The following is a 20,383-nucleotide window of genomic DNA, read 5'->3' as shown; positions in this document are numbered from 1 at the left end:
ATATGATAACAGACAGCATCCTTCTCTCACGCCTGAATTATTCAGGATTACAATTAAACACCCCGTTATATTAATACCAAACTACCGTGAATCATAATCTAATTCATCGATTATTGATTACTATCTTCTTTTGTGGACTGACAATAAGTTCTTATGCTCAGTCTGCCAGCGATAGCCTTGCTTTAATCTTTTCTCCATCGGAGATAAAGAAACTAACAAAAGGCGATGAGCAGATTTCCAATGGAATTGACTTATATCCCGAAATAAACCTCCTTCTTTCTACCTATAAAAACTCTAACAGTAAGAATCCTGGTATAAGTCAGGATGAATACAAAATGCAAACAACATTAAGAGCTTGTCGCCCATATTATGTCGGTATGTTTGCTAAAACGGATGTATACCTTAACCGATTGAAAAAATTAAAAACTGAAAAGAAAGACTTAAATGAAATAGATGCATTGCTTGACAGATATAAAGTTCAGGTAAAAGCATCAAAAAAAGACTTTCAGAAATCAAGAAACAGCAGACATTTGAAAGATGCAGTAAAATACAGCGCTGATGCCATCAACAAACACCGTGAAATGCAGGCAGCGATGTATAGCGACATCATCGATATTATTAATCGTAAACCGGAAGAAATTGTTGAAGAAAAAACGATTGCACCACCTCCACCTGTGGAAATCATAGAAACAACCCCCGAAGAGCCTGTTGAGGTTACAACAATTGTACCTAAAAAAACAGAAGAAACTGTTACAGTAACTGAGGAAGCTCCGATTCCTGTTGTTGTAGAAAAAATACCTGAAAAAACTGTACAACAGCCAGAAACTTACTTTTCCATTCAGATAATTGCAGATAAAACAACCGTTAGTGAATCACGTTTAAAGATCGTTTATAAAGGTAGTCGTAAAATTATCATGAATGAAGGTGATGGTTGGTATAGATATTCGATAGGTAAATTCAAAAGTTTTGAAGAGGCTAACTCTGTTATGAAATCGGAAGGAATCAAAGGTTTTGTTGTGGCCTATTCCGATGGCAAACGAATAACAACATCTCAAGCCAAAACCATACTTAACAGCAAATAATGAAAAAAATTCTGACATATATTCTGCTATCGGGCCTGTTTGTTATTGGGCATAAAACTGAAGCTCAGACACAAGTTGTTGATTATTTGAATTATGGAATTGATAATGCTCAAGTTCTATCAGGTTTATATCTTCAACCATATGCAGGAATGCTTAATTCTACTTTAATTGGAGGTTGGAACATGTCACCACGTGTTCTGCGACCAGGAAGATTTAATGTCCAGTTCTTTTACAATCAAAGCTTTTCAAATGGCAATAAGCTTCTATATATCGATCAACTCATTGAGAGTAACCAATTAAGCGGTGTTAGTCTTGAGAATACTAATATTAACACTGCACCTACAGCCGTCTATAATTATCCGGGTATTCAGGAGCGGCCTGTCCTAGTTTATAACGAAACAGCTACCATGGTTCCAAATGGAAAAGAAATAAAAACCTTAGGTTTACCTCTTGTTTCTGCTAGTGTAGGTATTTCGATGAATACTGATTTAAGTATCAGAATAGCTCCTCCTCTAAAGAACACAAATATTGGTGAGGCATTTATGTGGGGTATTGGATTAAAACACAGTCTTATCCCCTATTTTAGATTTATGCAAAAACACCCGTTTCTGGAAGCTTCATTAATGGGTAATTATTCTCAAATCACTACCAGCTCGGATATAATTTACAATGATCCGAGTGGACAAACGCTGGAAATGACAGGTAAAAACATTTCCGGTAAATTTTTAATGGGTGCCCATTTTACCGTTGTCGATATTTACGGAAGTGTTGGATACAGTAACCGCACTATTGATTCTTCGTTTAAAGGTACTTATACTGATATACCAGGCGAAACCAGCTCTATAAGTGATCCGATAACCAATAATTACGATTTCTCTGCTATGGAATATGAATTAGGAGCACAGGTAAGAATCTATTTTTTTAATCTACAAACATCCTATTCATACAGTGACTTTGGTATGATCTCTTTAGGTGCCGGAATATCGTTTTAAAGATTACTTTTTTAAAGGATTTCCAAATCGTTCTTCAAAAACTATTTCATCCAGATTCTTTCTAATTTTATATGGAGGTTTGTTCTCCAATGGGTATCCAATTGGAAGTAATGCAATAGGTTCAATACCATCTGGTAGTTGCATTAATTCTTTCACCAAATCCGGATCGAAATGACATACCCAGCAGGTACCCAAACCTAATTCTGAAGCCCTGATTGTCATATGATCAACTGCTATGGCAATATCAATATCACAATGGTCTTTACTATCAAACGACCGCTTCCACGATTCGCTGTGATCGCCACAGACTACAATAATCTGAGGTACTTTTTTAAACCATTCTCTGTTGTATGCACTTTTTAATTTATTCAGGTTATCCTCTTCCGAAACTACAATAAACTTCCACGGTTGCTTATTGGCAGCTGACGGAGCTAATCTTCCCGCCTCCAATACTTCCATTAAAAGTGCTTTTGAAACTTTCTGAGATTTATACTCCCGTATTGAATAACGTTCTCGCAATAGCTGATTAAAATGCATAACGGTATTTTTTCAATGTGTGGTTAATGTATTACTTTTGACACTATTACAAAATTAATTTTATAGCGAAAACCTGCAAATTTTATCGGTAGCAAATGTTTTTCATTCTTTCTAAACTGTTGTCTTTTTTGGTTTATCCTTTTAACTGGAGCCTTTTATTAATAATTAGTGCCCAACTCTGTAAAAATAAAAAGGTAAGAAGAAGGCTGCGTATTGGGGCAATAGTAAACCTAATTATTTTCTCAAATACAGCTTTTTTTCAACTTGTTACAACAAAGTGGGAAACCCAATACACCATTCCGAAATTATCCATTAATCAACCTTACAATATTATTGTATTGGGCGGATATTCCAATATGGATGAAGAGACACAACAAATTAGTTTTAATCAGGCAGCTGACCGATTATTACAAGCTTTACCAATTTATTATTTAAACGACAGCAACCAAATAATCATTACCGGAGGAACAGCTAATATATATTTTGATGAAACCCCAGAGGCAGAATATATATTAAGGTATCTGGAATCCATCAATATCGACCAGTCTAATATTCTCTTTGAATCCAAATCGCGCAACACATACGAAAATGCAATATACACCGGTGAAATAATTGATTCGCTTAACTCCACCAGACAAAATATTTTAATTACTTCTGCTTTTCATATGACCAGAGCAAAAGGTTGTTTTGATAAACTTAATATCGAAGTCATACCATTTCCAACGCAACCTTTACGAAGTCTTACACCTTTAAAACCGTTAGACTACATTTTGCCTTCGATTAACACCCTAAACACATGGTCTATTTTAATAAAGGAATGGTTGGGAATTACAATGTATTGGTTTAAATCATACCTCTAGATACCGATCCCAAAACCAACACTAAATACCGGATCCCATGCTTTATATGGGGAATTTTCATCCTGCAGAATATCAAATAATACACGAAAAGTAACAAAACTTCTTCTGCTTAGATATTGCCTGTAACCACCACCCACAAATAAAAAGGGTACAAAATTTCTTTCTTTTTGTAGTAAATAATTATATCGTTCCATGCTCAGACCAGCAAATTCAGCATGTCCAAATATAGATGGTAAAACATTATACTGCGCAAATAATCGTCCGCCATATTGATTATATGTTCTGGATGGTGAAATGGTTTTATCTTTTGTATATTGATACTCTATGCCTAATCCAGCATACACCTTATCATTCAATCTGGCACCCAACACAGGACTAATCATTACATTGGTATAACTACCCAATGTCAATCCAACCTGGCCACCCGTAAATAGTCTGTCTTTAAATGATTCTGATTCCTGTGCAAAAGAAGAAATAAAAATTAGCGTGCCTATCAAAATAAAACTTACTCTCTTCATTTAATACTGGATAATTTTAACAAATACCTCTTACCAATAAAACACTGCAAATACTCAAATCAACACCAAAACTGAATGTTATTTCATTACTATTGAATAATTTAACACACAAGATATCTCATAAATTATTCTATACTTCTTGATTTTTTGGCATATGTTTTGATAACTTTAGGTAAAAATAAAACCAAATTATCATGAAAACAATTGTTGCCCTATTCATTGTTGGTATTATTGGATTAAGCTTCTCTCAAAAGTCTTTTTCACAGGATAAAAAAAGCCGGAAAGAAAAACAGAAGCAAGAGTTTGCTGAAACATTAAAATTAATTGAGGGTAACAATTATATGTTTATTCCGGAGCGTGCTCTTCCGCTCGGAGGAGGCTCCTTTGATTTAAGCAGCCACTTTGGTTTCTTAAAAATTACAGATAATAATGCGGATTCAGACATGCCATTTTTTGGAAGAGCATTTCAATCCAGTTACGGAAATACAGAAGGAGGTATGAAGTTTAAAGGTGAGATGCTTGAAAAGAAAATTGAAGTAAACGAACGCAAGAATTCAATTGAGGTAATTTTTAAAGTAAGTGATAAAGATTTTTACAAAGTAAGAATAAGCATCTTTTCTGGTGGTTCTGCCACCGTTGGAATTACCAGTAACAACAGAAGTTTTATAAGCTATTATGGCAGAATCAGTGCAATACCAGAAGAAGAAGAAGAAGATGAATAATGATCTACATTGAGAGATTTACTCTAAAAGAATAGTACTATCTAACTGTTGTTAAATTATTATGGTTCCTTCTAAAAATAAACGAGCCTGCCCTCCAATCGTTACTCGTTCACCTAAATAATTACATTTTAATACGCCACCTCTTTCTGATAGTTGAAGCGCATGTAAAGTTTTCTTCTCTAACACTTTTGACCAATAAGGTGTTAATGATGTATGAGCTGAACCTGTAACCGGATCTTCATCGATTCCAATCTGAGGAGCAAAAAAACGGGAAACGAAATCGACCTTATCTCCTTTTGCTGTGACTATTACACCGCGAGCATCAACCAATGCAAGCTTACTAAAATCCGGTTTAGTTTCCTCCACTTGTTTTTGATGACTGTATACCAGTACATAATCCGTTTTACCTTTTAAAATAGAATCAGGTCGTAATGGAAATGCTGCTTTCAACTCCTCTGTGATCTCAGCAGTCTTAATTTCATCGGTAGGAAAATCCAACCAATACCAATCCTCTTCCTTGCTCACCTCCAACATTCCTCTGTAAAGAGTGTCAAAAACAATTTTATCTTTATCAAAACCAAGCTGTTCGAATAGCACAAAAGCACTGGCTAAGGTAGCATGACCGCATAAATCCACTTCTGCAACCGGAGTAAACCACCTGATAAAGAACTGTTCATCTGTAACACGCTTCACAAAAGCTGTTTCTGCCAGGTTATTCTCGGCTGCAACCTTTTGCATCACCTCATTGTCAGGATACTCGTCAACAATGCAAACGCCTGCCGGGTTACCTTTAAACAACTCATTTGTAAATGCATCTACCTGATAAAAGGGAATTTTCATAACCTTGATTTTGAATTTTGAAGATAAAAAAAATCCGGGACAAGCCCGGATTTAGTATTCATTCAATCTAAATCTATTTGGATAATAACACTATGTTATATTCTGAGTTCAATTTGACCACTCCATTCTTTACTTTAACTTTAATACCTGAATATGAATCAACCAGCTCTTCTCCTTCATTAAACACACCTTCTTCAACAGGTATAATTTTCTCTCCTTTTGCCAGATCAAGCCCAACAACAACAATATCCTTAAAATCACCATTTGTGTATTCTCTCTTAAAATAGTAAGGTGATTCCTGAATCATAGTATGTACACCAGCTCCAACAGCAGGGTGTTCGGAGCGAAACTTTCCTAATTTTTGATAATGAACTAATATATCTTTTGCTGGTATTCCATGAATCTCAGTATTATTCTGCAAATCCTCCCAATTCATTAGCGAACGCAAATTAGCATCTCCAACAGCCCCTTCAATGATCAGGCTTCTGCCCGATTCATCGCCATAGTAAACCTGAGAAGCCCCGGGACAAAGCAGTAATTTGGTCCCTGCTTCAATCGTTTTTTCTCTTTCCTTATCGTATGGATAACCATCATCATGAGATGTGATGTAATTTAACACACTCTGTCCTTTCAGAGGTCCGTTTAATTTAGCACTGTATAACGAAAATAGTTCCTCATATGCTTTATTGGCATCACCTTTAAAATCGAAATTAATCAGACTTTTCATTCCATAATTAAAGTAATCAACCTGCTTATCACCAAAGTTATAAAGTCGATCACCTGATATTCCATAGCCATAGACCTCACCTACCATAAAAAAGTCGTTATTATCCAAAACCTTATCCGGATTCGCTTCTTTCCACTCGGCAAAAGCCTTAACCGCTTCTTTCCATAAATCGCCCCATACATCTTCCTCGGTGTGTTTGGTGGTATCCAAACGATAGCCATCAATTCCGTATTTTCTGATAAAATCAGTTAACCACTTGATGATATAGTAGCGTGGAGTTCGAGGATAACCGGTGGCAGAGAAGAATGCATCCAGTTCACTGACTTCTTTTTCCAAACGACCTTCAGCTTCCCATTTCTCAAGCAGCTGAGCAGGTATTTCTACTTCCTCGTCAGTACCTGTTAGAACATCTGGCAGATTTTCGACTAAAGTACATGAAACCGTAGATTCATAATCGGAATATTTGCATTGTGGTTGTTGACGCACCCAACCTTCCGGCCACACCGGATCCTTTTGTGTCACTGGTCCTGTATGATTAATAACCACATCCATCAAAACCCGCATACCTTTAGCATGGGCAGCTTCAACCAATTCAGCAAACTCCTGTTCTGTCCCAAAATTGGGTTCGAAGGCAGTCCAATCCTTTGCCCAATAGCCATGAAAAGCATAGGTTAAGCCTGTTCCCTCATCAACAGCACCGTGTATTTGCTCCACAACCGGACTAAACCACAAAGCGGTAATGCCTAAATCAGTAAAATAGCCTTCCTTTATTTTTTGTGTGATGCCTTTAAAATCACCACCTTCAAAACCGCGCAGTAAGCCACATTCTTCTGTTCGGTTAAAATTAATATCGTTTTCTGCATTTCCGTTCTGGAAACGATCCGTTAGTAAAAAGTAAACATTGGCATTTTCCCAGAGAAATGGAACTTCTGGCTTTTGAGTGGTTTTTTCAGGACTTTGACAACTGATCGATATAATGCTCAAAAGCAAAGCCGAAACAATTAGATTCTTCATTAGTAACGATTGATTAGTTAGTTAATAGTTCGTTTGTTTTAGGTCGGAAGCAATAATCCCTTTCCTGTTTTACCAGGTTATTGAACTGCATTAATTACTTCATATCCTTCTAATTATTAACGAACTAATATTGTAAGTAAAGATAAGTTATTGATGATAAGAAATCTAAAACACATGTGTTTACGAAAGTATGAAAATCATTATACACAACTGATTTATTGATATTTAAATAACTTTTATCTAGCCTGAAATAATTAGAGACACTCTACCGAAACGGTTTGCGAAAAGTTGCTATTAGATCATAAAACCAGCAAACCGGCTTCTTTTAGTTGCTTACAGGTATAACTATTGAGGAAAATATCAAAGTCACCCAACTGATGATTAAGAAATGACTCTCTCAAATCTGAAGTTTTAAAGTTATTATCTGATTGATACCTTATCTGTGGTAACCACACCATGATCCATTCTGCCAGATTTTTCTTGATGTTGATATGATATGTGTTTGTATGCGCATATATTTTCATTTCAGCCATTTCAACAACCTTCTTACCTTTCTTTTTCTGAAAGAATTCACAATCAGGCAATACTCCCATCCAAATCCATCTGGCCGTTTCTTTAACTTTTGTTGTTTCCTTTAGAAATGATTGAAGGTAATGAGGGGGCAACAATGATTTTGGTGTTTTAAAATCAAACCACTCATCAACCGGCCAATCCAAACCAACTCCATGCATAAAATTATAAACGGCCTTCTTTAAACCTTCACCAAACAGTTCGTGTGGCCCTCCCTGAGGATCAAGATGAAACAAATCATTATTAGCAAAAGATCCGTTTAATCCTCCGGTTATTTCAACATTGTATTTATCAGGATTCAAACCTACATCGCTATGAGCTGTCATGGCAAACTGATGCCAGAAAGCTGAAGTCAGCAACTCAAGGTCAAAGAGTTGACGAACCACCTCCAAAGAATCAATTGTTTCCTGTATTGTTTGAGTCGGAAATCCATACATCAGATAAGCATGAACCATAATACCGGCTTCTTTAAAGTTTGAAGTTACGGTTGTTACCTGAGCCAGATCAACACCCTTGTTAATTAGTTTCAGAATGCGATCAGATGCTACTTCCAGACCTCCGGAAACCGCAATACATCCACTCAACTTCAATAAGCGACATACATCAGCCGTAAAACTTTTTTCAAACCGAATATTGGTCCACCAGGTTACTTTCAGCTTTCTTCGCAATAGCTCCAAAGCAACTTCCTTAAGTAACATTGGAGGAGCTGCTTCATCAACAAAATGAAAACCATTCAGACCCGTTTGAGTCATCAATTGCTCCATACGGTCAACGATATCGACTGCCTTGTTTGGCTCATAACGACCAATATAATCCAGCGAACCATCACAGAACGTACATTTCCCCCAATAGCAACCATGAGCCAGTGTTAATTTCAACCATCGGCCATCACTCCACAAACGAAACATCGGGTTGGCAACCTCAACAACAGAAATATACTTTTCTAATGGCAAATCGCTATAATCAGGTGCTCCTGTATCCTTTTGAGGAACGTCTTTTTGCACCTCTTTATTAATGTAAGTTACAATTCCATCCTTCAAAATAAATGTTCGCATCAGTGCTTCTAAGTCATGCTTACCATCCAGATATTCACTTAAAAGTTGTAACGGTCTTTCACCATCATCCAAAGTAATGAAATCAACAAACTCAAAAACTCTGGGATCTGACACTGACCGAAGCTCAGTATTCACAAAACCGCCTCCCCACGATACTTTGATCTCCGGATGGTTTTGCTTAATCCATTGACCTATTCGTAAGGCTCCAAACAGATTACCCGGGAAAGGAATGGATATAGCCACCAGTTCGCATGGAAATTGCTTTAAATGCTTTGAAAACAAATCAAGCATTATTTCATCAATCAGTGAAAGTGGAGCATTCAGGGCTTCATACAAATGATCAAAACTTGTGGCAGATCGTCCCAGACGTTCGGCATAGCGTGAGAAACCAAAATTTGAATCAACCACCTCGGTGATGAAATCGCCCACATCCTCTAAAAACAAAGTACATAAATGCTTGGTCTTATCGGTCAATCCCATGGAGCCAAATAACCAATCCAAATCATCGAGCTGAGCAAAACGACTTCCTTGTGGTAACAGATCAGTATTGCAGATAAGGTAGGCCTGCTCCGTTGTTGGCTGACGAAGAAAATTCATCACTACATCCACAACTGAGATATATTCATCTCTTAAGGCCAGCATTCTTGCAACATCTTCTGATTTAGAATCCTCCTCTTCTTCAATGGCAAATACTCTTTCAAGACCCTTTGATGAGAATAGCACATCAATCAATTCAATACCCAGATCGCATTGATCACTGCCAATTCCTACCGTATTGAAATAACCTTTTAAATAGGGTGTTGCCGGATAAGGAGTATTTAACTGAGTTAATGGAGGTGTTACCAAAAGAACCTTTGACATATGTAATTTGACTATTTTTTAATATTTAAAAGCATGATACCAAGACATGACAATACTGCCAGTGAAGCTCCTGCAATTTCCAATGTACTGAAAGCTTCGTTAAATACCAACACGCCAATCAACACATTAACAATGGGAATCAACATATGAAAAGGTGATCCGGTTGCAATGGATACATGCCGATATCCTTCGGTATTTAATAATTGAGCCATAGCCGAGAAAACCCCAATAATGATCAGCACATAACTACCCGACACCGGACCTGTTAATTCAGGTATATTTGCAGGAATCAGGAAGATCCAAAAACCAACAATGCTCTGAGCAAAGAATATGGCGTATGAACTATCCGTTCCATGCAGCTTTTTTACGATCAGAATAGATATGGCATTGGTAAAGGCACTACAGATGGCCAGTATATCGTAAAAACCAAAACTCCAGCCCGAGTCGCCCTCACTAAACTTTAACGATACCAGTACTATGCCTGCAAAAGCTGATAAAATTAAGATCCATTTGGCTGTACTTACTTTTTCTTTTAATACAATGGCACTTAGTAAAGTAGCAAAAACAGGATATGAATAAGAATAGACAGATCCTTTTCCCATTCCAATCTTTACGATGGCAAAGTAAAACAGCGCTACTGATATGGCACCGGATATACCTCTTAAGAGCAAAAGAGGACTCCGGACAAATCTCAGATCAATTTTGCGAAACAAGGCCAGAATACCCAGAATACCCACTCCCACTGAAAAACGTACAAATACAGTTACAAAAGTACTGACATGAGACATAGATTTTACCAGTGTAGCCATAATGGCAAAGGCTATTACCGAAAGTAACATCAGAAATATTCCATAGGATGTTCCTTCTTTCTTCATTGGATAAGATTTTTGCCGAAGTTATAGATAAATAAAACAAGTACGATTGAAATATTTATTTTCCAATCTTCTTACACTATATTTTATTCATTTTCAGATGGTATTAATATTTAAGGTAAAGAAAATACTTACTTCAATTCGATTTTTTTGAGAAACAGTTTATTTACAAAGTACATCATTGAGAATTCGGTTGCAATAATATTATTGCCCCATCTGTTAACTTTAATTCAAAACCACCGTATACAGTCCACAAGAATAATTCCGTATTCTGAAAGCAAAAACAATTTGGGTTAACTAAACCCGGATATGGATTTGCTGACCATTGGGGATTACTTTTAATAAAAGGTATTAGCAACAACCTGTAGCTATTGTTAATACACTTGAAAGTAGATACTCGATTGGGTCGTTGTTGCAGAACAGCGACCCTTTTTATTAAAACAAACTAAGCTGATCAGCCTTTTCCTGCACCTCTGATCCCGGTTCTAATCTAAATACCTCTGTTGGAGCATATCGCGAAGTAGCAAATATCTGGTAACGGTCACTCACTACCTGAAAGGTTTTCAGTGCAATCTCCGGTCGGTTATTATCTGCTGAAATATGTGATAACAAAATGGTTTTCAGAGGCGTATCCTTGAGTTTATCAACCACCTTTACAGCCTGATCGTTACTAAGGTGACCATGATCGGATTTAACCCTGCTTTTTAAATGTGCCGGATACGGACCATTCAGTAGCATCTCCTCATCGTAATTGCTCTCCAGAAAAACGGCATGACACTTTTGTAAGTGATCCTTTACATTACTGCAAGCCGTTCCTATATCGGTCATCACACCAATGCTTTTTCCATTCAGCTCTACCCTGAAACTGCAAGGATCCACAGCATCGTGTTTTTTGGCAAATGAATGAACCTTTATATTACCTACCTCAATAACATCACCGGGCTCAAACACATTTACCTTAAAGGGTTGATGATGCACACGGGTTTTGCTTTGAGTAGTTTTGGTAAGATAAGCATCTATCTTATGCAAATCGGATAGAACTCTTAAACCTCTGATATGATCGGAATGCTCATGCGAAATCAATACAGCTTTAACCTTTTCAATCTTCAGGCCAACCTCCTTCATGCGTTTCAGTACCTGCTTACGGCTGATACCTGCATCAATCAAAACAGCTTCATTCTCATTTCCTACATAATAGCAGTTACCATTACTGCCCGATGCCAGCGCACAATATTCAATCATTCCTTATTAGTTAAACAGTTTTTAGGCATCCCGATAGCTATCGGGAGTCAGTAGTTGATACATATAAAGCCTAAAATCATTTATTCTTTTATTACTAATACACAACCAGCAAAGCGGTCACTTAGCTGTGTATAAAAAAACGTTCTTTCTCCACTCCTTTTGCAAACTTACCATATAAGGCAGAAGCCTCATCCAAAGCGGCTGAAATTTTTGCCTGATCATCAAAACCAATAATGATCATTAAAAACTGCTTCGTCTTTTCGGTAACCATAGTACGCACAGAATCGCTGGTTGGAGTACCAAAAGCACCTGAGTCATCCCTGAAAACGGGCAGATTCTCAATATTCAACTCTCCGCGCCCGATTCCTTCGTATGGCTCGCCCTCTTTACCCTTTCCCAGACTAACAGAGCCTTTAATGGTATTGTAATCGTATCCACAAATAGAGTAACCTGTTTTAACCGAAATAAGGTTTAGTATATCCACCACATTGTTGATATGATACAAACCCTTGCCATTGGCTACCCTTCGAAGCAACGACTCCGCTGACGGACGATAACGATTCGGATCTTTACCCAATGCCCTGTAGGCTTCTTTATTGGCTTTAACAGTTGACATTTCGCGGATCGATTCGGGAGTTAAAACCGGCTCCAGTGCTTTTAGTTCATTTCCCATTAAAGTCAGCAACTCTTCGCTGCTTTCCTCCACCTCAACAGAAATTAAAAAACCTCCCAGAATGATTGAAGGCAAAAGCTCACTAACCGTTTTCTCAATGCTAATATTCATATTCAGGCAAATTGGTTCTGTATTACAAAGAAAGGAAATTTTCTCCTGATCTTTTAGAAAGCTGATGGCTTCTAGCTAATGGCTGATTGCTTTTTTTGTTGAATTGTAGAACTGGTAAGGTGTTGAGTTGGTGCTTTAGTCCGAAGTCCGAAAAAAAGCTGATAGCTGATAGCTACTGGCTGATGGCTTTTTGTTGAATTGTTGAGTTGACATACAGTTAACCAAATTGACAATTCGACAACTAAACAAATTTCGGACAACATGAAATGATCCTAACTGGAGGCAATCAGTCAGAGAAAAGCTGTCAGCTATTAGCCAATGGCCATAAGCTTTTAATGTTGAACTATTGAATTGTTAATTTAATCCGAAGTCCATAGTCCAAAGACCAATCCTAACTTCTAATTCCTAACTTCTGTCCTTCAGCTTTTTTTGCCTCCTAACCATATTTTCCACATTTTTGCAGCTCAAAACAAAAACCATGATGATGCCGGAGACAATTAAAGCTGTGTTTTTTGATATGGATGGAGTGCTTTACGATTCAATGCCCAACCATGAATATACCTGGAAAGAAAGTTTTAAAACTATTGGGATTGATTTTCCTGCTGAAGAAGCCTACATGAATGAAGGGCGTCCGGGTTTTTCAACTATCAAATACGCTTTTGATAAATTTTTGCATCGTCAGGCAACAGAAGAGGACATCGATAAAGTGTATGGGGAAAAAACACGCTTAATGAAAGAATGTCCCGAAGCCCCTATCCTTCTGGGCATGAAAGAACTGCTGAAGTATTTGAATGAAAATGGAGTAAAAGTCTTTGTGGTTACCGGATCAAAACAACCCAGCTTGGTCGATAAGCTGGATGCTCACTTTGGGGTTTTGAAAGATAACATTGTATCGGGGCGTGATGTCAAACAAGGAAAACCACATCCTGAACCATATCTTATAGCTCTTGAAAAATCGGGAATGAAGAAAGATGAATGCATGGTAGTTGAAAATGCTCCATTGGGTGTTGAATCAGCAAAAGCTGCCGGAATTTATACCATTGCGGTAAATACAGGTAAACTTAACGATCAGGTCTTATTGGATGCCGGTGCAGATAAGCTATTCAGCAACACTCAACTTTTAGCGGATGAGTTAATGAAAATAGAGTTATAACCTTAACTTAATATCAACTTATTATTCATTTAACTCCTTTAGTATTAGCGCACATTATTTTTGTTATGGAATAATATCTAAATAACAAGATTATGAGTGCAGAACAACTACTTGAAAAATTCATAATAGAACACCCTGATTACTGGGAATTTGACGAAGAGGCCAAAGAAGTTGCAAGATTGAAGGAGTTATGCAAGTTGAAAAACAAAGAGAATTAAATTAGGATTATTTATTCTTAGCTTTTTTCTGTACCAACTGCCCCAAATAATAAGCCAATAAAAGTGGGATTAATGCAAATCCTAAATACTTTTCCAGCAAGCCGGTACTAATAGTTATTATCAACAATACAGAAGCTAAAACTATAAAAATCAAATCGAAGTAGATTTTTTTCATTTTTGAGAGGTTTAATTGATTGAGCAACATACATTAATTGATTAATGTACTGAGAACAAATCTGCTCTTATGAATAATATTACTCTACAATTGAACATGTTTATTTTTCAATCATAAATTGACTTGCAGCATCATAATCCCTTTCAACAGAACGAATCATTCCATCATCGAGAAAAACTTTCAAGTCGGATTTCAGAACCTTAAATCCATCATCCAAAACAAAGAAGTCAGAATCCGTCATATTGGTAACAAATTGGTTATATTGGAGAGAACTATGTAATAATTCAACTGTATCTGAATCAATACTGATAATTTTCAAGAAATAATAAAACGTCGGCCCATCATCATTTTGTTGTATCAGATAAACATCGCTAACCTTTGGACTAGAGACATATTCAACCCTCTTTTTCTGACTCTCATTATTTGCATACACTCCTGTAATAATTAATAATGCAAACAGAATAAGGCCTGAATACATATAAATTGGAGTTTTTGTAATAGAAAGATAATGATTTACCTTTTCCTGATTAAAAGTATCTTTGCAATTCAAGCAAACTGTTCGAATGGTTTTAACACTTGTTGGGAATACAGGAATAAAAAATATATGAAAGTATTCCTGATACACAGAAAACTGTTGCTGAAAACTACCACATTCCTCACATTTTATATGTGAATTATTATACTTTTTAATCCTGACTTTTCGTCTGCCAAAAATTATCATTGCCATTTGTTAAGGTTAATATTACGATACAAACATTATGCAGACAACATTATCCTAAACAGAATGTCATCACATCATTAAAAATAATATGAATTGTCAAAATAACAAATCTCACACTGCAAACACCCAATAATTAAATACATAACCTACAATTATAATTCCTGTTGCCACCACACCTACAAAAACAGCTATCAGTTGCCATTTCAACACTTTTTTCAGAATAATTATCTCGGGTAAAGAAAGACCTATAACCGACATCATAAAAGCTAAAGCAGTTCCTAACGAAACACCCTTTTCAATCAAAACACTTACAATTGGAATTATACCGGCAGCATTGGAATAAAGCGGCACACCAACCACAATTGCCAACAATACCGAATACCAATTATCGGCTCCTAATACACGTGCCAGAAAATCATCGGGTACATAACCATGAGCCCCTGCTCCAATGGCAATACCTGCCAACACATAAATCCAGATTTTTCCAACAATCTCTTTAACTGAGGTAAGACCAGCTATAATCCTGTCATTAAAAGTCAATTGAGGTAATTCCAGACCATTTTGTTGTGATTTAACTGTAAAAACCCAATCAGCCACGTACTTTTGAAGTTTTAATTTCTCCAGAATATACCCGGCCGAAATAGCCACGATCAGTCCTGTTGCCACATATATTAAGGCCACTTTCCATCCAAACAAACCAACCAGCATAACCAGAGCCACCTCATTAATCATTGGAGCAGCAATTAAAAATGAAAAAGTTACCCCCACAGGAATACCGGCTTCTACGAATCCAAGAAATAGTGGTATAGCTGAACAGGAACAGAAAGGAGTTACTATACCTAACAACGATGCCATTATATTACCTACAAAAAGTGGTTTTCCTTCCAGTGCTTTACGGGTTTTCTCAGCAGAAAAATAGGATCGGACAATACCTACCAGAAATATGATCAACACCAGTAATAATAAGACCTTTGGCACTTCAAAAATAAAGAAACGTACTGATTCGGTAAGATGCGTTTCAGCTTTCATCTTAAATACATCATCGACTATAAAATCTGAAATAGGTTTCAGGTAATGATAGATGATCACCCAGGAAATAAGGGATAAAATCAGTGTAATAATTCTTTTTGTCTTCATTTTATATCCAAACAGCAATTGTATAATAAATTCCTATTCCAACAAAGGTGATAGCCACCACCCGTCGAAACCATATTTCGAAAGCCTTGATTTTGTTGTATAAAGTCCCCACACCTGAAACGGTGTAAGCCAGTAACCAGGCGAATACAACTACCGGTATGCCCGTGGCGAAAGCAAAAACCGGTGGTAAAAGCATTCCTGAAGAACTTTCGATAGTCATAGGTATAAGCATGCCAAAGAAAAGTACCCCACTATACGGGCAAAAAGTTAATGCAAACAATACACCCAATAAAAAAGCATCCCTATAACTATGTCTTTGTTTATTCTGAAAATATGAGGTCAATCCACCACCACCCCAAAACCTTAGATTAATAACACCCAACATGATGAGCCCTATAATGATGAGAGCAGGTCCTAAAATCTTTTCTCCATACTGCTGAAAAACACCTGCAATCTTTATCTGGTCGGCACTTAAAACCAATACAGCTGCCAGCAACGAATACGAAAAAACCCTTCCAAGTGTATAAACAATACCATTTATAAACACCTTATTCCGGTTTTCAATATCCTTACTGATAAATCCAATGGCTGTAATATTGCTAGCCAGGGGACAAGGGCTGATGGCAGTCATTAAACCCAATAGCAGTGCCGACCAAACAGGTGCAGAACTGTTACTATAGAGATTATTAAGAAACTCCTCCATAAACTTAGCTTATTAGTTATTTAGGCAGAAGACAGTAGTTAATTTTGCAAATTCTTATTGACTCAATAACAACAAAAACTAACCTTACACATTCACTCGCAAACAATTACAATAAAGGATCGATTTTTTCTTTAATCAAAGCTTTTAGCTTTTCAGGATTACTGCGGGCATTCATAAATGCCTGACTGGTAATATTGATTTTTGTGTCACCCGAAACAATTAACAAGGTCTGAGCCGAAACACCGAGATTATTTCCTTTCTCTTTACCTTCTTTCTCATCCAGATTGCAACTCTCAAAACTTACCTTATCGTCATAAGTCTCAGCAATAGCTAATTTACTTACTTCCTCAACTGCATTGCAGGTTGCGCATCTGCGGTTAAAATGGAAATAGAACACTTCCACTTTATCAGCCTTAGCAATACTTTCGGTAGCATTACTTTTAGCACTTTTTGAGGAACAGTTAACATTTAATAAAATGAATGCTAACGCAATTGCAAGAAATTGTATTCTTCTCATTTTGACTGTTGTTGAGTAAGAATTCCTTTCATTAAAGTAATATCCGGTAATTGCCCAGACAAAACGACCTTACCATCTACAACTAAACCCGGTGTTTGCATAATGCCATACGACATTATCTGCTGAATATCCTCCACTTTTTCAACAACAGCATCTAATTGAAGTTCTTCTACAGCCTGTTTTGTTACAGCTTCAAGTGTCTTACACTTTTTGCAACCGGTTCCTAAAACTTTAATTTCCATAACTTTTTTCGTTAATAGTTTAGTTTGTTCGCAGTTCGTAAAACAACGAACATATAATTCAAAAAATTTTATTCCAACTTTAAAAATTCACGAAATAAATCCTGAGCTTCTTTCCAGTTTTCCTTATTAACACAGTATTTAATTTTAGGCGCCTCAATCTCTCCCTGAATCAAACCGGCGTCTTTTAATTCTTTCAGATGCTGTGACAGGGTAGATTTTACAATCGGCAAATCATCGGTAAGATCACCACTATAGCAACAACTTTGTTTTGACAATAATTCAAGTATATAAACACGAATAGGATGCCCCATAGCCTTTGCATAACGGGCAACCTTCTTTTGCTTTTCTGTCAGCACTTCTTTATACATAAATATTGTTCGTTAATTACCGAACAAAGGTATGAATTCATTCTTAATTTCATAATTATTTACACATAAAAAAGCCGACCGCAATTGCCGGCCGACTTCAGAAGGAGTACTACATATTTTCATTCAATTCATATGAGCCAATGATTCCTCAGCGGCCTGTCTTCCGGCGCGTAATGCTTTAAGATTAACTTCTACCACACCCTCACCTTTGCGACTAAAAATCTTACGAATACCTTCTTCCAATGCATCATAAGGTATATCGATAAATGGAGATGCGGCACCCAACATAACAATATTAGAAGCTCTGCGATTACCCACTTCACTTGCTATTTGGTCAGCATCAATGGCGATATGATGAGGCAATTTTTCAATTTCTGCCATTACTTTCTCCATATCCGGATATTCAGGAATATTTTCAAAAGGCGTAATGTTTGTCACCAACCATCCTTTACGGGAAAGAAACGGAAGATAACGTAACGATTCCATTGGTTCAACAGACAAGATTATATCAGCTTTACCTTTTGGAATAAGATCTGAGGCAACAGGTTCGGAACTCAATCTTAAATGCGACTGAACATCTCCGCCTCTCTGACTCATTCCGTGTACTTCAGCCTGCTTGAGATAAAGATGATTTTCCACTGCAGCCATTCCCAGAGTTGCTGCGATTGATAAGATTCCCTGACCTCCTACACCTGCTAATACTATATCTGATTTCATAATTTAAATATTTAACTATAAGGTAAATTACGGAACGGTTCTTTATTTACATCACTTTAAGAGAGAACCGTTCCCTTAAGATTAAATTTAAGACTTCAGACTATTACAATCCAAGCTCTTTCACTTTATGTACCAGACTCTTATTTCTTAAAGTTTGAATACACTGACGACGAGGAATGATCACAGAAACCCCTTGATATTTAAGTTCTTCGCGCATTATTTCAACCATCTCATCCAGGTTGGCTGAAGTTGGTTTAAACACCCTGATATGTTCAGGTTCAACACCAATTCCTTGAATAATACTTTCGAGATGACCTAAAGCCTGAGAGTCCTGACCACCTGTCATTCCGGTAGTGAAATTATCAGAGATGATAACCGTTATAGGAGTCTTCTCACTTACAGCATCCAATAAACCTGTCATACCAGAATGAGTAAAAGTTGAATCTCCAATAACAGCAACCGAAGGATTTAATCCGGCATCTGTGGCACCTTTAGCCATGGTGATTGAAGCTCCCATGTCCACGCACGAATTAATTGCATTGTACGGAGGTAAAGCACCTAAGGTATAGCAGCCTATATCGGCAAAAACACGGCCCGGACCATATTCTTCCAAAGCAATATTTAAAGCTTTATAAGCATCAATATGACCGCATCCTTTACACATAGCAGGTGGTCTTGATTTAACCAGATCAGGTACTGGAAATCCTTCCTCTACCGGAAGATTAAATGCACTGGCAACAATATTTGGATTTAATTCACCATCGCGGGGTAAGGTACCATCCAGACGACCATGAATTGGTGTACCCGCTTCCTGGTATCCTTTCAACAGTTCCTCAATAACAGGGTAACCATCTTCAAGAACCAGTATTTCATCACATTCATTTATCAGCTGATTAATAATGCTACGAGGCATAGGATACTGAGATAATTTTAAAACAGGATGATTCAACTCCCGATCCTTAAAATTCTCCATCAGGTAATTATAAGTGATACCACAAGCCACAATACCAAGGGATTTGTCATGCCCATCAATCATCCAGTTATAAGGAGATTCAGTTGATACTTGTTCCAGATCGGGACGTGTCGACAAAAGATGTTTATAATTCCTTCGGGCGAAGGCTGGTAGCAAAACAAACTGAGTAGGATCTTTCGGTAACGAACTATTGTTTTGATCAAGCAACGGTTTGCGAATCACTCCTGCTCTTGAATGAGCCAATCGCGTTGTTAAACGAATCATAACAGGTAAAGCATGCTTTTCAGACAACTCAAAGGCATGATATGCCATATCGTATGCTTCCTGTTGATTGTGCGGCTCCAAAATCGAAATCATGGCAAACTTACCATAAACCCTGCTATCTTGCTCATTCTGACTTGAGTGCATTGATGGATCATCAGCCACTACAACCACAAGACCACCATTCACACCCGTAATGGCAGCATTTATAAATGCATCGGCAGCCACATTCAAACCAACATGCTTCATACATGTCATGGCTCGTTTGCCTGCATAACTCATGCCCAAAGCAGTTTCCATAGCAGTTTTTTCGTTAGCCGACCATTTACTATGGATATTTCGTTCGCGGGCAAGTTTCGATCCCTGTATATATTCGGTAATTTCGGTTGATGGTGTTCCCGGGTAGGCATAAACACCCGACAACCCGGCATCAATTGCTCCCTGGGCAATTGCCTCGTCTCCTAATAAAAGTAACTTATGCATTGCGTTGATTTAAGTTATAATTTATTACCTCATGTAATC

The 20,383-nt window shown here is 37.2% G+C and carries 23 protein-coding genes; 6 read left to right on the top strand and 17 right to left on the bottom strand.

Annotated features, from left to right (window positions below):
- Positions 1 to 86: 86 nt before the first annotated feature.
- Both ACRD62_RS08915 and ACRD62_RS08910 read left to right on the top strand, forming a co-directional pair.
- Positions 87 to 1,082, top strand: a complete 996-nt coding sequence (locus tag ACRD62_RS08915) for an SPOR domain-containing protein (RefSeq protein WP_430819785.1) — start codon at positions 87 to 89, stop codon at positions 1,080 to 1,082.
- Positions 1,082 to 2,074, top strand: coding sequence for a DUF6588 family protein (locus tag ACRD62_RS08910; protein WP_430819784.1), 993 nt, complete (start codon positions 1,082 to 1,084; stop codon positions 2,072 to 2,074). The genes ACRD62_RS08915 and ACRD62_RS08910 overlap by 1 nt, the downstream gene beginning before the upstream one ends.
- Before the next feature lie 3 nt (positions 2,075 to 2,077).
- Here the strand turns inward: ACRD62_RS08910 and ACRD62_RS08905 are convergent, their stop codons facing one another.
- The gene (locus tag ACRD62_RS08905) at positions 2,078 to 2,611 is read right to left on the bottom strand and encodes a nitroreductase family protein (RefSeq protein ID WP_430819783.1); all 534 of its coding nucleotides are present in this window, start codon (positions 2,609 to 2,611) and stop codon (positions 2,078 to 2,080) included.
- 95 nt (positions 2,612 to 2,706) lie between these two features.
- Here ACRD62_RS08905 and ACRD62_RS08900 point away from each other — a divergent pair, with 95 nt between their 5' ends.
- Positions 2,707 to 3,471 carry a YdcF family protein gene (locus ACRD62_RS08900; protein ID WP_430819782.1) on the top strand — a complete coding sequence of 255 codons (765 nt, stop codon included), beginning with the start codon at positions 2,707 to 2,709 and terminating at the stop codon, positions 3,469 to 3,471.
- Here ACRD62_RS08900 and ACRD62_RS08895 read toward each other — a convergent pair.
- Positions 3,468 to 3,989, bottom strand: a complete 522-nt coding sequence (locus ACRD62_RS08895) for a hypothetical protein (RefSeq protein WP_430819781.1) — start codon at positions 3,987 to 3,989, stop codon at positions 3,468 to 3,470. The two genes, ACRD62_RS08900 and ACRD62_RS08895, sit on opposite strands and share 4 nt — an antisense overlap.
- A 194-nt stretch (positions 3,990 to 4,183) precedes the next feature.
- Between ACRD62_RS08895 and ACRD62_RS08890 the strand changes: the two genes are divergently transcribed.
- Positions 4,184 to 4,711, top strand: coding sequence for a DUF4251 domain-containing protein (locus ACRD62_RS08890; protein ID WP_430819780.1), 528 nt, complete (start codon positions 4,184 to 4,186; stop codon positions 4,709 to 4,711).
- A gap of 51 nt (positions 4,712 to 4,762) precedes the next feature.
- Here the strand turns inward: ACRD62_RS08890 and ACRD62_RS08885 are convergent, their stop codons facing one another.
- From ACRD62_RS08885 to ACRD62_RS08860, 6 genes are all read right to left on the bottom strand, one after another.
- On the bottom strand, positions 4,763 to 5,551 hold the full coding sequence (locus ACRD62_RS08885) for a PhzF family phenazine biosynthesis protein (RefSeq protein ID WP_430819779.1): 789 nt from the start codon (positions 5,549 to 5,551) through the stop codon (positions 4,763 to 4,765).
- A gap of 73 nt (positions 5,552 to 5,624) precedes the next feature.
- Positions 5,625 to 7,292 (bottom strand): alpha-amylase family glycosyl hydrolase, encoded by a 1,668-nt coding sequence (locus ACRD62_RS08880; protein ID WP_430819778.1) that lies wholly within the window; start codon positions 7,290 to 7,292, stop codon positions 5,625 to 5,627.
- 299 nt (positions 7,293 to 7,591) lie between these two features.
- Entirely contained in the window at positions 7,592 to 9,778 is a 2,187-nt protein-coding gene (locus ACRD62_RS08875; protein WP_430819777.1) for a B12-binding domain-containing radical SAM protein, read from the bottom strand.
- Positions 9,779 to 9,789: 11 nt separating this feature from the next.
- Positions 9,790 to 10,653 (bottom strand): DMT family transporter, encoded by an 864-nt coding sequence (locus ACRD62_RS08870; protein WP_430819776.1) that lies wholly within the window; start codon positions 10,651 to 10,653, stop codon positions 9,790 to 9,792.
- 432 nt (positions 10,654 to 11,085) lie between these two features.
- Positions 11,086 to 11,892: an MBL fold metallo-hydrolase gene (locus ACRD62_RS08865; protein WP_430819775.1), complete on the bottom strand. Its 807-nt coding sequence runs from the start codon at positions 11,890 to 11,892 to the stop codon at positions 11,086 to 11,088.
- Positions 11,893 to 12,013: 121 nt separating this feature from the next.
- Positions 12,014 to 12,676: a B3/B4 domain-containing protein gene (locus tag ACRD62_RS08860; RefSeq protein WP_430819774.1), complete on the bottom strand. Its 663-nt coding sequence runs from the start codon at positions 12,674 to 12,676 to the stop codon at positions 12,014 to 12,016.
- 478 nt (positions 12,677 to 13,154) lie between these two features.
- On the opposite strand from ACRD62_RS08860, the gene ACRD62_RS08855 reads away from it, so the two are divergent.
- Together ACRD62_RS08855 and ACRD62_RS08850 are read left to right on the top strand one after the other, a co-directional pair.
- The gene (locus ACRD62_RS08855; RefSeq protein ID WP_430819773.1) at positions 13,155 to 13,829 is read left to right on the top strand and encodes an inorganic diphosphatase; all 675 of its coding nucleotides are present in this window, start codon (positions 13,155 to 13,157) and stop codon (positions 13,827 to 13,829) included.
- A 92-nt stretch (positions 13,830 to 13,921) separates the two neighbouring features.
- Positions 13,922 to 14,047, top strand: a complete 126-nt coding sequence (locus ACRD62_RS08850; RefSeq protein WP_430819772.1) for a hypothetical protein — start codon at positions 13,922 to 13,924, stop codon at positions 14,045 to 14,047.
- A gap of 7 nt (positions 14,048 to 14,054) precedes the next feature.
- Here ACRD62_RS08850 and ACRD62_RS08845 read toward each other — a convergent pair whose 3' ends face one another.
- The 9 genes from ACRD62_RS08845 to ACRD62_RS08805 all read right to left on the bottom strand — a co-directional run bounded on the left by ACRD62_RS08845 (position 14,055) and on the right by ACRD62_RS08805 (position 20,344).
- Positions 14,055 to 14,222: a hypothetical protein gene (locus ACRD62_RS08845; protein ID WP_430819771.1), complete on the bottom strand. Its 168-nt coding sequence runs from the start codon at positions 14,220 to 14,222 to the stop codon at positions 14,055 to 14,057.
- Positions 14,223 to 14,322: 100 nt separating this feature from the next.
- Complete coding sequence (locus ACRD62_RS08840; protein ID WP_430819770.1) at positions 14,323 to 14,949, bottom strand: zinc-ribbon domain-containing protein; 627 nt, start codon at positions 14,947 to 14,949, stop codon at positions 14,323 to 14,325.
- A gap of 105 nt (positions 14,950 to 15,054) precedes the next feature.
- Positions 15,055 to 16,080 carry a permease gene (locus ACRD62_RS08835; protein ID WP_430819769.1) on the bottom strand — a complete coding sequence of 342 codons (1,026 nt, stop codon included), beginning with the start codon at positions 16,078 to 16,080 and terminating at the stop codon, positions 15,055 to 15,057.
- Between the two features lies 1 nt (position 16,081).
- Positions 16,082 to 16,783: an aromatic aminobenezylarsenical efflux permease ArsG family transporter gene (locus tag ACRD62_RS08830; RefSeq protein WP_430819768.1), complete on the bottom strand. Its 702-nt coding sequence runs from the start codon at positions 16,781 to 16,783 to the stop codon at positions 16,082 to 16,084.
- A gap of 106 nt (positions 16,784 to 16,889) precedes the next feature.
- Positions 16,890 to 17,300, bottom strand: coding sequence for a nitrophenyl compound nitroreductase subunit ArsF family protein (locus ACRD62_RS08825; RefSeq protein WP_430819767.1), 411 nt, complete (start codon positions 17,298 to 17,300; stop codon positions 16,890 to 16,892).
- The gene (locus ACRD62_RS08820; protein WP_430819766.1) at positions 17,297 to 17,542 is read right to left on the bottom strand and encodes a thioredoxin family protein; all 246 of its coding nucleotides are present in this window, start codon (positions 17,540 to 17,542) and stop codon (positions 17,297 to 17,299) included. The genes ACRD62_RS08825 and ACRD62_RS08820 overlap by 4 nt, the downstream gene beginning before the upstream one ends.
- Positions 17,543 to 17,610: 68 nt before the next feature.
- Positions 17,611 to 17,910: an ArsR/SmtB family transcription factor gene (locus tag ACRD62_RS08815; protein WP_430819765.1), complete on the bottom strand. Its 300-nt coding sequence runs from the start codon at positions 17,908 to 17,910 to the stop codon at positions 17,611 to 17,613.
- Between the two features lie 123 nt (positions 17,911 to 18,033).
- On the bottom strand, positions 18,034 to 18,627 hold the full coding sequence (locus ACRD62_RS08810; RefSeq protein ID WP_430819764.1) for an indolepyruvate oxidoreductase subunit beta: 594 nt from the start codon (positions 18,625 to 18,627) through the stop codon (positions 18,034 to 18,036).
- 103 nt (positions 18,628 to 18,730) lie between these two features.
- Complete coding sequence (locus ACRD62_RS08805) at positions 18,731 to 20,344, bottom strand: thiamine pyrophosphate-dependent enzyme (protein ID WP_430819763.1); 1,614 nt, start codon at positions 20,342 to 20,344, stop codon at positions 18,731 to 18,733.
- Between the last annotated feature and the right edge of the window lie 39 nt (positions 20,345 to 20,383).

Source organism: Carboxylicivirga caseinilyticus (assembly GCF_050589785.1).
In the GTDB taxonomy this organism is placed as follows: Bacteria; Bacteroidota; Bacteroidia; order Bacteroidales; family Marinilabiliaceae; genus Carboxylicivirga; species Carboxylicivirga caseinilyticus.
This window is presented reverse-complemented; position numbering and strand designations above follow the sequence as displayed.